Origin of the sequence: Nocardioides gilvus (assembly GCF_003194605.1) — a bacterium.
Classification (GTDB): domain Bacteria; phylum Actinomycetota; class Actinomycetes; order Propionibacteriales; family Nocardioidaceae; genus Nocardioides; species Nocardioides gilvus.
The window spans coordinates 326,136-338,285 of the sequence record NZ_QHKY01000003.1 but is presented as its reverse complement, the minus strand read 5'-3'; the positions used below and the strand labels follow the sequence as shown (position 1 = coordinate 338,285).

The window sequence follows — 12,150 nt, the reverse complement described above, 5'->3', positions numbered from 1 at the left end:
TCAGGCGGGTTCGACGTCGGAGACCGGCTCCGCGGTCGGGTCGGGCGCCGAGTCGTCCTCGAGGTAGGAGCCGCCCACGGGGTCGGCGTGCCAATCGAGGAGGCGCCATCCAGTGCTCGGGTGGCCCTCGACGGTGATCAGACCGGTGTTGTGCAACGGCTGGACCGCTTCGGGACGGCCAGCGGCCTCGGGCACCCGGGAGGAGACCCAGGTCCGGATGGCGGCTCCGTGGCTCACCAGCAGGACGGTCTCACCGCCTCCGGAGACGATCCGTTCGACGTCGGCGTCGTAGCGCTCCAGGAACTCCCGGCCGGTCTCGCCGCCCGGCATCCTGACCTCGAGGTCGCCGGTCACCCAGCTGTGGACGGTGCCAAGGTAGCCCTTCACCGAGTCGTGGTCGCGGGCCATCTCGAAGGCGCCGGCGGAGATCTCGTGGATCCCCTCGAGCTCGACGGGGGCCAGTGCGCGTTGCTCGGCGGTCGGCGCCGCGGTCTGGTGGGTCCGGACGAGCCGGGAGACGTACAACTCCTCGACCGCACGGCCGTCGACGGCCCGCTCGGCGAGCGCCCGGGCCGCGGCCCTCGCCTGGGCTCGACCCAGGTCGGTCAGGTCGAGGCCGGGCATCGCGGTGTCGAGGGCGCCGGCGACGTTGCCATGGGTCTGGCCATGGCGCATCAGCATCAGACGGACGGGACGGGGCGACGACGGGCTCACGCCCGCGAGCCTAGCGCCCGGGCGGGAGGACGGCCGGCGGCCAGGACCGGGGTCAGCCGTCCAGCAGGCCGGTCGCGGCCAACTCGTCGGCCACCGTCTCGACGTCGCTGAGCAGCGCCGAGGTGAACCAGCGCCGCGCCCCCGGCAGGTACTCCTCGGCGCGCAGGGCCGCGACCAGGTCAGGCACAGCCGACTGCGACAGGGTGGCCGTGACCTCGTCGTGACCGAGGCCGTCGAAGGCCTGCCGGGTGGCGAGCAGCAGGTTGAGTACGCCGTACGCGCCGTCGCCGGAGACGGCCCGCGTGGCGCCGGAGACGGAGTAGGGGGTCTCCCGGTCCAGGGCGGCGTCGATCAGCTCCGTGACCTGCACAGCGCTCGGGGGTGGCCCGCCGTAGGGGTCGTCCACGCGCAGGTGCAGGGCCAGCTCGGCGGCACCGATCTCGTCGACCGCGCGCAGCCAACCCCCGGTGGGGCGACGGGACTCGAGCGGCACCTCGAGGTGCACCCGGACCTCGTCGTCCAGCACGCCCTCGTCGCGCGCCGAGTCGAGCGCAGCGACCACCCGACGTACGTTCCCCGCCAGGTCCGCGGGGTCCCGCAGGGTGATCCGCACGGCGTCGACCTGCAGCCCCAGCCGAGTCGCCAACCCCATCGGCCCGGCGATCGCCCCAGCGCCGCCGCCCAGCACGAGGTGGATCGGGTGGGCGAGGCCGCGCACGTGGGGCAGATCGGTCTCCGTCAACGCGAGCGGTCCGAGGAGGCCGCCGTACGTGCTCCGGCGGCCGTCGTACGCCGTGGTTGCGGCGAGCAGCGGAGCCTCGCCCGGCGGCAGGGGAGAGGAGTCGGTGAGCAGTCCACGCCACGTGGCTGCCAGCTGCGGAGAGGGGCCGGTGGAGGTGTCGTCGGTCACCGTACGAGCCTACGACGGGTGCCACGGGTGCTGGCCGCGGTGCGTCGGTGCCCATACTCGTGCGGTGACTTCTCGACCCATCGACCCCACCAGCAGGCGGGCGCTGGTGGCGATCCCGGTGGTGCTGGCCCTGCTCGCGATGATCGGGCCCTTCAGCATCGACACCCCTTTCCCGGCGTTCGGCCAGATCGGGGACGAGTTCGACGCGACCACCGCCGAGATGCAGTTGATCGTGACCGCCTACATGGGTTCGTTCGCGGTGATGAGCATCTTCCACGGGCCGCTCTCGGACGCCGTGGGTCGCAAGCCTGTGCTGGTCGCCGGGTTGTCGGTCTACGTGTGCGCCTCGATCGGGGCGGCCTTTTCGCCCGACCTCACCACGCTCCTCGTCTTCCGGGTCGTCCAGGGGCTCAGCGCGGGGGCAGCCACCATCGTCAGCCGCACCGTCATCCGAGACATCTTCGAAGGTCCCCAGGCGCAGGTGTTGATGAGTCGGGTGGCGATGATCTTCGGTCTGGCGCCGGCGATCGCCCCGATGGTCGGTGGAGTGCTGCTGCAGTTCGGGTCGTGGCAGTGGGTCTTCGGCTTCATGGCGGCGTTGGGCGTGGTGCTGGTCGGGGCCTCGCTCCTGGTGCTGCCTGAGAGTCACCCGCCCGAACGACGTACGCCGCTGCGCCCGGCGGCGGTCCTGGGCGGGCTCGCCGACATCTTCCGCACCGCAGCCTTCCACCGGATCGCGTGGTCGGGGACCCTCCTCTTCGGGGCGCAGTTCGTCTACATCGGTGGGGCGGCGATCTTCGTCGGCGAGCTCCTGGGTCTGGGTGAGCTCGACTTCTGGGTGCTCTTCGTCCCGATGATCGCCGCGATGACCCTGGGCTCCTGGATCTCGGGTCGCGCAGCAGGCCGGATCAGCGGACGCCGTCTGGTCAGTGCGGGCTACACCGTGGCGATCGTGGGCGCCGGCATCGGCGTCGCGCTGACTGCCTCACCCCGGGGTCAGGAAGTGCCGTGGGCGGTCGCCGGGTGCGCGTTCGTCGCGCTGGGCAGCGCGATGGCCTACCCGACCCTGCAGCTGATGGCGCTCGACCTCTTCCCGGCCCGGCGCGGTGCAGTGACGTCGGGGTCGACCTTCATCACGTTGCTCTTCAACGCGAGCGTCGCGTTTGCGCTCGCACCGCTGCTGGCCACCTCGACGCTGGCCTTCGCCGGTGCCTCGCTCGTCATGGTCGTGCTCGGACAACTCTGCTGGTCGTGGCACTGTGCAGTGGAGTCCCGCGAGGCGGTCCCGCCGACGCATCCCCAGGAGCTGGAGCCCACCGACCTGATGTGAGGCCGGGCGACAGTCGGTGGTCGGGGCCCCTCGGATTTGTCGCCGCGTTGGGGGAGGATGGGGCCATGGTCAAGCCGCCCCCGCACCACGACGTCGACGAAGCCGACCTGGAGGTCTCGTCGCCCGCTCGCGCCGCAGCCGGAGTCAAGGGGGTCGCGGTCGCGCTCGAGTTCGCCAACGCCGAGATGGGCGCGACACGCACCGCGCGAGTCCTGCCCAAGCTCAATCAGGTCGACGGCTTCGACTGCCAGGGTTGTGCCTGGCCGGACCCGGCGCCGGGCGAGCGGCACCACGCCGAGTTCTGCGAGAACGGCGCCAAGGCGGTCGCCGAGGAGGCCACCCAGCACCTGGTCGAGGCCGACTTCTTCGCCGAGCACTCCATTGAGGACCTGCGCGAGCGCAGTGAGTTCTGGCTCGGCAAGCAGGGCCGGATCGCCCAGCCAGTCGTGCTGCGTCCCGGCGCCACCCACTACGAGCCGATCAGTTGGGACGACGCCTTCGCCCTGGTCGCCGACGAGCTGCGGGGACTCTCCTCACCCCACCAGGCCTCCTTCTACACCTCGGGCAAGACCTCGAACGAGGCAGCGTTCGTCTACCAGCTCTTCGTTCGCTCCTTCGGGACCAACAACCTCCCCGACTGCTCCAACATGTGCCACGAGTCGAGTGGCTCAGCGCTGAACGAGACCATCGGAGTGGGCAAGGGGTCGGTGACGCTGGAGGACATCCACACCGCCGAGCTGGTCGTGGTGATGGGCCAGAACCCGGGCACCAACCACCCCAGGATGCTCTCCGCGCTGGAGAAGGCCAAGCGCAACGGAGCCCGGATCGTCTCGATCAACCCGCTCCTCGAGGCGGGCACGGTCCGCTTCAAGAACCCGCAGAAGCCGCGCGGCATCGTCGGCAAGGGCACCGAGCTGGCCGACCTGCACGTGCCGGTGCGACTCAACGGCGACCTCGCCCTCTTCCAAGCACTCGGGGCGGCGCTCGCCACCCCCGACGAGCACGGCAACGACGCCCTCGACCACGACTTCATCGACCAGTACACGAACGGTTTCGAGGCCTGGCTCGAGCACGTACGCGCCCTCGACCGCGACAAGTTGCAGCGGGCCAGCGGGCTCGACGACGCGACCATCGAGGCTCTGGCAGCCGAGTTCCGCCGTTCGAAGGCGACGGTGATCTGCTGGGCGATGGGCATCACCCAGCACAAGAACTCGGTGGCCACGATCAAGGAGATCACCAACGTGGCCCTGGCCCAGGGCAACATCGGCAAGCCCGGTGCAGGTCTCTGTCCGGTGCGAGGCCACTCCAACGTCCAGGGCGACCGGACGATGGGCATCTGGGAGAAGGCGCCGCCTGCGTTCCTCGACGCCCTGGACGCCGAGTTCTCGATCACGGCGCCGCGCGAGGACGGATTCGACACCATCGACACGATCCGTGGGCTGCGTGACGGTGACGTGAAGGTGTTCTTCGCCGTCGGTGGCAACTTCGTCTCCGCGGCGCCGGACACCGCCGTCACCGAGGCCGCGATGGTCAAGGCCGACCTGACCGTCCACGTCGCCACCAAGCTCAACCGGTCCCACGTGGTCACCGGCCGGACGGCGCTGATCCTGCCGCCACTCGGTCGCAGTGAGCGCGACCTCACCGGGGGGACCGAGCAGCGCGTCACCGTCGAGGACTCCATGTCGGCGGTGCACGCCTCGCGGGGGCCGCTGGAGCCGGCGTCGCCGATGTTGCGTTCGGAGGTGGACATCATCTGCTCGTTGGCTCTGGCCACCCTGGGTCCGGACCACTCGGTCCCGTGGGCCCTCCTGCGCGACGACTACACCGAGATCCGTCACCGGATCGGCCGCGTGGTCCCGGGCGCGGGGGGCTACGCCGAGAAGGTCGACGTCCCCGGTGGCTTCGTCCTGCCGCACCCGCCGCGCGACTCGCGTACGTTCCCCACCGAGTCCGGCAAGGCGGTCTTCTCGGTCAGTCCCCTGGAGGTCCTCGAGGTCCCCGACGGCCACCTGCTGCTGCAGACCCTGCGCTCCCACGACCAGTTCAACACCACGATCTACGGCCTCGACGACCGCTACCGCGGCATCAAGGGCGGGCGCCGGGTGGTTTTCGTGCACCCCGACGACATCCGGGACCTCGGCTGGTCCGACGGAGACCGGGTCGACCTGGTCTCGGTCTGGGACGACGGTGTCGAGCGCCGCGCCGACGACTTCCGGGTGGTGACCTACGACCAGCCCCGCGGCTGTGCGGCCGCCTACTACCCCGAGACCAACCCCCTGGTCCCGCTGGACCACGTCGCGGTGGGGAGCAACCAGCCGGCGTCCAAGTCGGTGATCGTACGTCTCCTCGCCCGCCAGGCCGAAGGGTCGGTCACGGCCGGTCCCGGGACGGGGAAGGTCGGGTGACCAACCCCGAGGCCCGTCCCGCCGAGCAACTGATGGCTTGCGGCAAGGACGTCACCGTCGAGCTGATCACGCCGCGCGAGGTGCCCCTGGGTGGCCCGCGCGCCATGACCGTACGCCGTACGCTCCCCGCCCGGAGCCGGTCGCTGATCGGCGCGTGGTGCTTCCTCGACCACTACGGCCCCGACCCGGTCTCCGAGACCGGCGGGATGCACGTGCCTCCGCACCCGCACATCGGCCTGCAGACCGTCAGTTGGCTCTTCACCGGCGAGGTCGAGCACCGCGACTCCACCGGTGTGACGGCGATGGTGCGACCGGGGGAGTTCAACCTGATGACCGGCGGTCGGGGCATCAGCCACTCCGAGATCTCCACGCCGCAGACCGAGACCCTGCACGGGGTGCAGCTGTGGGTCGCCCTGCCTGCGGAGGCCCGTGCCGTCGATCCGGGCTTCGAGCACCACGTGCCCGAGCCGGTCACGGGGCAGGGGTGGGAGGCCCGGGTCTTCCTCGGGTCACTGTTGGGCGACACCTCGCCAGTCCGCACCTTCACCCCCCTCCTGGGAGCCGAGCTGCTCCTCGAGGCCGGCGCCAGCCTCACCCTCGAGGTGGACCCGACGTACGAGCACGGGTTCCTGCTCGACTCCGGCAGCCTGCGGGTGGGCGCCGACGAGGTGGCTCCCGGCGAGCTGCTCTACCTCGGCACCGGCCAGCAGCACGTCACCGTCACCGCCCAGGAGACCGCTCGGATCGTCGTCCTCGGCGGGCCGCCCTTCGGGGAGCAGATCCTGATGTGGTGGAACTTCATCGGGCGCAGCCAGGCGGAGATCACCGAGGCCCGCGACGAGTGGCAAGCCCAGGTGCACCGTGACGGGGTGCTGGTCCCTGACAGCACCGAGGTCAACCCGGGTCGGTTCGGCGTCGTCACTGGCCAGCACCTCGCGCCTCTCCCGGCCCCGGAGCTGCCCAACGTCACGCTGCGGCCACGTGGCTGAGACGGTGCCTGCGGTGCCCCGTGCCGTGGTGGGCGACGACGGTCTCGCGCGCTGCGGCTGGGCGATGGCCAGCCCGCTGGACCGCGACTACCACGACACGGAGTGGGGGGTGCCGGTCAGCGGCGAGTCCGCCTACTTCGAACGCCTCACGTTGGAGGCGTTCCAGTCAGGGCTGTCGTGGCGCACGATCCTGGCCAAGCGGCCCGCCTTCCGTGCGCTCTTCGCCGGTTTCGACGCCGACGTCGTGGCGGCGTACGGGCCGGTCGACGTGGAGCGGTTGATGGGTGCGGCGAGCATCGTGCGCAACCGCCGCAAGATCGAGGCGACCGTGGTCAACGCACGGGCCGTCGTTGCCCTGCGCGACTCCGGCGGTCTCGAGGAGTTCGTCCTGGCCCGAGGCCCCCAGCGTCACGTCGAGCCTCAGGGAGCCACCACGACGCCGGAGTCACACGCCCTCTCCAAGGCGTTGAAGGCCCACGGATTCACCTTCGTCGGGCCCACCACGATGCATGCGCTGATGGAGGCGATCGGGCTCTTCGACCCCCATCTGCGTGACTGTCATCGACACGGCGCCAGCGGCGCCCATCGACACGGCGCCAGCGGCGCCCATCGACACGGCGCCAGCGGCGCCCATCGGTACGGCGCCACGGGCACCCATGTTGTCGGCGCCACCCACGTGCCCGGCGCGGGAGCGGTCGAGTGATCCGGGGCCTGACGGTCCTGCTGCTGTGCCAGTTGCTGGGTGAGGTGCTGGTCGACCTCACCGGTCTCGTCGTGCCCGGCCCGGTGGTCGGGATGGTCCTGCTCTTCGGCTGGCTGCAGTGGCGCCGCCCCGCATCCGGGTCGGGGACGGTCCGGGCCGCGAACGGCCTGCTGAAGCACCTGCAGCTCTTCTTCGTGCCGGCCGGGGTCGGAGTGATCGCCCATGCCGCGGTGCTGCGCCAGGAGGCCCTCCCGATCACCGTGGCTCTCGTCGGGTCGTGGCTGGCAGGACTCCTGGTGGTGGGCTGGATCGTGCAGCTCGCCGGTCGTGAGCACGCCCACGCCAGCGATCAGGATGGCGTGGCATGAGCGAGGTGCGCGAGGCCCTGACCTCCCCGCTGGCGCTGGTCCTGGTGACGCTGCTGACCTACCAGGGCGGCATCTGGCTGCGCCGACGCACCCGAGGCCACGCGCTGGCCCAGCCGGTGGTGGTCAGCATCGCGGGCACGGCCGCAGCCCTGCTCCTGCTCGACGTCGACTACACCGCGTACGCGGACGACGCCCGGTTGATCAGTTTCTGGCTGGGCCCGGCGACCGTCGCGCTGGCGGTGCCGCTGCACCGCCAGACCAGCCGACTGCGCGGCGTCGTGGTGCCGATGGCGGTGGCGATCCCGATCGGTGCCCTGGTCTCGATCCTGACCGCGTACGGGCTGGTGGTGCTGTGTGGAGGCACCGAGGTCCTGGCTCTCACGATGTCGCCGAAGGCCGCCACGACCCCGATCTCCATCGCCCTGTCGCAACAAGTCGGAGGAGTCCCGGCGCTGACGGCGATCGTCACCATCGTGGCCGGCATCCTGGGTGCGGTGCTCGGCCCCGCGGTGCTGACGCTGGCGCGGGTCCGCGACGTGCGGGCGCGTGGGCTGGCCATGGGCGCCTCGGCCCACGGCATCGGGACCTCCCGGGCGTTGACCGAGAGCGAGACCGAGGGGGCCTTCTCCGGCCTTTCGATGGGGCTCACCGCGCTGGCGACCAGCGTGTTGTTGCCGCTGGTGCTCTGGTTGCTGTGACCCAGATCGCCTAAGGTGCCCAGAATGCAACCCATTCACGCCTACGGTGACGACGCCCTCGGTGACCACGACACAGTCGAACTGGTGCGACAGCTCCGAGCCGGTGAGGTCTCCTCGAGCGAGCTGGTCGAAGCCTCCATCGCCCGCATCGCTGCCGTCGACGAGCGCCTGGGGGCGCTGGCCGTCGACAACTACGAGCGGGCCCGCCGGACCGCCTCGGCGCCGCCGCCCGGCGCCTTCTCGGGCGTGCCGATCGTGTTGAAGGACAACATCGACGTCGAGGGGCTCCCCACCCAGCACGGCACCGACTCCTTCGTGGCCCCGCCGAGCCCGGCCAACGGCGACACCGCCCGTCTCTTCGAAGCCCTGGGGACCGTGACCGTGGGCAAGACCCGGCTCTCGGAGTTCGGCTTCTCGGGGGCCTGCGACCACCCCCGCCAGGGACCGGTCCGCAACCCGTGGCACAGCGACCACTACGCCGGGGCCTCCTCATCGGGGGCAGCAGCGCTGGTCGCGGCCGGGGCGGTGCCGATGGCGCACGGCAACGACGGCGGCGGTTCGATCCGGATCCCGGCGGCGGTGAGTGGCCTGGTGGGCATGAAGCCCACCCGCGGACGTATCCCGTCGGACCTGCAGACCCGCCAGATGCCGGTCAAGATCGTCTCCGACGGGGTCCTCACCCGATCCGTCCGCGACACCGCCGCCTTCCTCCGCGAGAGCGAGCGCATCTACCTGGACAAGTCGTTGCCTCCGGTCGGGGACGTGACCCGTCCGTTGGACCGTCGTCTGCGCATCGCGGTGGTGACCGAGGGGATCGGGCGCGCCGCCACGCCGGAGGTCCGCGAGCTCACGTTGAAGACGGCGGCGCTGCTCGAAGGCCTGGGCCACGACGTGGAGGAGGTGGCTCCGCCGGTGCCGGACTGGTTCGCGGACCAGTTCCTCCTCTACTGGTCGATGCTGTCGATGTTCCTGGTCCGGACCGGGCCGCGGGCCCACCGCGGCTCGTGGGACCCCGCCCAGCTCGACAACCTGACCCTGGGTCTGGCCCGGCACTGCGAGCGCAACCTGGTCAAACTGCCCGCAGCGATCGCCGCGATGGGTCTGTCCAAGGTCTCCTCGGCCCGTCACTACGAGAAGTACGACGTCACTCTGACGCCGACCCTGGCGACCGAGACCCCGCTGGTCGGCCACCTCGACCCGACGGCTCCGTACGAGCAGGTGATCGACCGCTTGATGGACTGGGTGGCCTTCACGCCCCTGCAGAACGCGACCGGCGACCCGGCCGTGAGCCTGCCCCTGGCGACCACGGCGGCCGGCCTCCCCCAGGGGATGCAGCTGTGCGGTGGATGGGGGCAGGAGGCGCTGCTGCTGGCGCTCTCGCTGCAGCTGGAGCAGGCGCAACCGTGGGGTCGCGTCGGGCTCTGAAACAGCCTTCTGGGAGCGTGCTCGGGAGAGGCTTCCAGGAGCTCTGTCGACCCCTCTTCCGAAGGCGCTGACCAGCATCCGGGGGTGGATTTTGCACCCCGTCGATGCATGTGTACTGTTCTTCCTCGTTGCCCCTTTAGCTCAGACGGCAGAGCGTCTCCATGGTAAGGAGAAGGTCTACGGTTCGATTCCGTAAAGGGGCTCTGGGACGGGTCGGTCTTCTCCGGAAGGCAAACTCACACCCTGTGGCGAGGTAGCTCAGGTGGTTAGAGCACACGACTCATAATCGTGGTGTCGCGGGTTCGAGTCCCGCCCTCGCTACGAAGCCTGATCACCATCAAGCCGGTAGCATCGGCAAGGCATCACACCAAGCATTCGACGAAGGACATCCCGTGGCCAGCAAGAGCTCTGACGTTCGCCCCAAGATCACTCTTGCGTGCGTGGACTGCAAGGACCGCAACTACATCACCAAGAAGAACCGTCGGAACGACCCCGACCGCATGGAGATGGCGAAGTTCTGCCCGCGCTGCCGCACGCACAAGGCGCACCGCGAGACCCGCTGAGGCTCGCCCACTTCTTCGGCACGGACCCACCCGACCTGTTCGGGTGGGTCTGTCGCTATTTTTGATCCATGTCACTGGACCAGTCCCTGGTCGGTCGTGCCTTTCCGCCGACCGCACCCCACCACGTCACCGAGGCATCGATCGCGGCCTTCGCGGCTGCCACCGGTGGCGCGGCCCCGGACGGCAGTGCCCCGCCGACCTATCCGATCATCCTGGCCTTCGAGGCGATGCAGACCTTCCTGGACGCCGAGCAGGTCGAGCTCCAGCGCATCGTCCACGGCGAGCAGCGTTTCTCCTACGTACGTCCCCTCGTGGCGGGTGACACCCTGGTGGCGACGTTGACTGTCGCCAGCCTGCGTCAGATCAGCGGCAACGACATCGTCGGCACCACCAGCACCTTCACCGACGCCGACGGCGCCGTGGTCTGCACCGCCTTGGCCACGCTGGTGCACCGTGGGCCCGAGACTGATGAGCACCCGTCCGACGAGCAGGAGGAGGGCGCATGAGCCTCACGACGCCGACGGTCGGTGCCGTCCTGGAACCGCGTACGTACGCCATCACCCGCGCTGACCTCGTCGCCTACGCCACCGCGAGCGGGGACGACAACCCGATCCACCAGGACGAGGCGGTGGCGCTGGCCGTCGGACTTCCCGGTGTGATCGCCCACGGCATGTACACGATGGGTCTGATGGCCCACGCCGTACGCGCCTGGTTCCCCACCGCGGAGGTCCGGGAGATCGGCAGCAAGTTCACCCACCCGGTCGTGGTCCCGGCCGACGGTGCCGTCGAGATCGAGGTCTCGGGCACTGTCAAGAAGGTCGAGGACGACCCCGAGGACCCTGCTCGGGTCCACGTGTCGCTGGCGCTCCTGGTCACCTGTGAGGGCACCAAGGTCCTGGGCATGCCGAAGGCGTTGCTGGCGGTGCCGCGTGGCTGAGGTCCGACTGGCCGAGCTGACCACGTTGCGCCTCGGCGGTCCGGCGACCGACCTCATCGAGGCCCACACCGAAGGCGAGTTGATCGCTGCGGTGACCGACGCCGACGAGCGCGGCGTCCCGGTGCTCCTGGTGGCAGGGGGCTCCAACCTGGTCATCAGCGACGAGCCCTTCGCGGGGCGCGTCGTGCGGATCACCAGCCACGGGATCAGCGCCGACGTCGAGCCCGGCGACACCTCCTGCGGGGGCGCCGTCGTCAAGGTGGCCGCAGGGGAGACGTGGGACGACTTCGTGGCCCACACGACCGCCTCCGGGTGGACCGGGGTGGAGGCACTCTCGGGGATACCCGGCTCGGTGGGCGCGACTCCGGTGCAGAACGTGGGCGCCTACGGCCAGGAGGTCGCCCAGACGATCGCCCAGGTCCGCACCTGGGACAGGGTCGAGAAGCGGCAGCGTACGTTCGCGGCCGCCGACTGCGGCTTCTCCTACCGACACAGCCGGTTCAAGGCCGAGCCCGACCGCTTCCTGATCCTCGAGGTCATCTTCCAGCTCCCGACGGCCTCACTCGCCGGGCCGGTGGCGTACGCCGAGCTCGCCCGCGCCCTGGGCGTCGAGGTCGGGCAGCGGGCGCCGGCCACCGACGTACGCGAGGCAGTGCTGGCGTTGCGCGCCGGGAAGGGCATGGTGCTCGACGCGGAGGACCACGACACCTGGAGCGCCGGGTCCTTCTTCACCAACCCGTTGCTGACCCCGGAGCAGGCGGCGACCCTCCCGGAGGGGGCGCCGCGCTTCGCACAGCCCGACGGCACCGTGAAGACCAGCGCGGCGTGGTTGATCGAGCAGGCCGGGTTCAGCAAGGGGTACGTGCCCGAAGGGGTGGGCGGGCGGGTCGGTTTGTCGACAAAACACACGTTGGCGCTGACCAACCGGGGTGGCGCGAGCGCCGCGGACCTGTTGGTCCTGGCCCGCACGGTGCGTGACGGCGTCGAGGCGGCCTTCAATGTCCGCCTGGTCAACGAACCCGTACTGGTCGGGCTCACCCTCTAGACGACTGAACCTTCCCCCGAGGAGGCGGAGGCAACAGGGGGGGGCAGTGCTGCCTTGGTCGAG

The 12,150-nt window shown here is 70.5% G+C and carries 13 protein-coding genes and 2 tRNA genes; 13 read left to right on the top strand and 2 right to left on the bottom strand.

The features are described from left to right. The gene (locus DNK52_RS10535) at positions 1 to 714 is read right to left on the bottom strand and encodes a histidine phosphatase family protein (RefSeq protein ID WP_204163488.1); all 714 of its coding nucleotides are present in this window, start codon (positions 712 to 714) and stop codon (positions 1 to 3) included. Between the two features lie 52 nt (positions 715 to 766). Continuing rightward, positions 767 to 1,624 carry a hypothetical protein gene (locus DNK52_RS10530; RefSeq protein ID WP_110240943.1) on the bottom strand — a complete coding sequence of 286 codons (858 nt, stop codon included), beginning with the start codon at positions 1,622 to 1,624 and terminating at the stop codon, positions 767 to 769. Between the two features lie 64 nt (positions 1,625 to 1,688). Between DNK52_RS10530 and DNK52_RS10525 the strand changes: the two genes are divergently transcribed. From DNK52_RS10525 to DNK52_RS10465, 13 genes are all read left to right on the top strand, one after another. After that, positions 1,689 to 2,954 carry a multidrug effflux MFS transporter gene (locus DNK52_RS10525; RefSeq protein WP_204163487.1) on the top strand — a complete coding sequence of 422 codons (1,266 nt, stop codon included), beginning with the start codon at positions 1,689 to 1,691 and terminating at the stop codon, positions 2,952 to 2,954. Positions 2,955 to 3,019: 65 nt separating this feature from the next. After that, positions 3,020 to 5,359: an FdhF/YdeP family oxidoreductase gene (locus DNK52_RS10520; protein WP_110240942.1), complete on the top strand. Its 2,340-nt coding sequence runs from the start codon at positions 3,020 to 3,022 to the stop codon at positions 5,357 to 5,359. Beyond that, entirely contained in the window at positions 5,356 to 6,348 is a 993-nt protein-coding gene (locus tag DNK52_RS10515; protein ID WP_239455495.1) for a pirin family protein, read from the top strand. The genes DNK52_RS10520 and DNK52_RS10515 overlap by 4 nt, the downstream gene beginning before the upstream one ends. Further along, the gene (locus DNK52_RS10510; protein WP_338036726.1) at positions 6,341 to 7,051 is read left to right on the top strand and encodes a DNA-3-methyladenine glycosylase I; all 711 of its coding nucleotides are present in this window, start codon (positions 6,341 to 6,343) and stop codon (positions 7,049 to 7,051) included. The genes DNK52_RS10515 and DNK52_RS10510 overlap by 8 nt, the downstream gene beginning before the upstream one ends. Continuing rightward, complete coding sequence (locus DNK52_RS10505) at positions 7,048 to 7,419, top strand: CidA/LrgA family protein (protein ID WP_110240941.1); 372 nt, start codon at positions 7,048 to 7,050, stop codon at positions 7,417 to 7,419. The genes DNK52_RS10510 and DNK52_RS10505 overlap by 4 nt, the downstream gene beginning before the upstream one ends. Beyond that, a complete protein-coding gene (locus tag DNK52_RS10500) occupies positions 7,416 to 8,117 on the top strand; it encodes an LrgB family protein (RefSeq protein ID WP_110240940.1) in 702 nt (233 codons plus the stop codon). Before DNK52_RS10505 ends, DNK52_RS10500 begins: the two co-directional genes overlap by 4 nt. A 24-nt stretch (positions 8,118 to 8,141) precedes the next feature. Further along, positions 8,142 to 9,542 carry an amidase gene (locus DNK52_RS10495; RefSeq protein ID WP_110240939.1) on the top strand — a complete coding sequence of 467 codons (1,401 nt, stop codon included), beginning with the start codon at positions 8,142 to 8,144 and terminating at the stop codon, positions 9,540 to 9,542. Between the two features lie 130 nt (positions 9,543 to 9,672). Then, positions 9,673 to 9,745 (top strand) — tRNA-Thr (locus DNK52_RS10490). Positions 9,746 to 9,789: 44 nt separating this feature from the next. Next, a tRNA-Met gene (locus DNK52_RS10485) sits at positions 9,790 to 9,863 on the top strand. Positions 9,864 to 9,934: 71 nt separating this feature from the next. Then, positions 9,935 to 10,105 (top strand): 50S ribosomal protein L33, encoded by a 171-nt coding sequence (gene rpmG, locus DNK52_RS10480; RefSeq protein ID WP_162598726.1) that lies wholly within the window; start codon positions 9,935 to 9,937, stop codon positions 10,103 to 10,105. A gap of 68 nt (positions 10,106 to 10,173) precedes the next feature. After that, entirely contained in the window at positions 10,174 to 10,611 is a 438-nt protein-coding gene (locus tag DNK52_RS10475; protein ID WP_110240937.1) for an FAS1-like dehydratase domain-containing protein, read from the top strand. Further along, a complete protein-coding gene (locus DNK52_RS10470) occupies positions 10,608 to 11,042 on the top strand; it encodes a MaoC/PaaZ C-terminal domain-containing protein (protein ID WP_110240936.1) in 435 nt (144 codons plus the stop codon). Before DNK52_RS10475 ends, DNK52_RS10470 begins: the two co-directional genes overlap by 4 nt. Next, positions 11,035 to 12,087, top strand: a complete 1,053-nt coding sequence (locus DNK52_RS10465) for a UDP-N-acetylmuramate dehydrogenase (protein WP_110240935.1) — start codon at positions 11,035 to 11,037, stop codon at positions 12,085 to 12,087. Before DNK52_RS10470 ends, DNK52_RS10465 begins: the two co-directional genes overlap by 8 nt. The last annotated feature ends 63 nt before the right edge of the window (positions 12,088 to 12,150 follow it).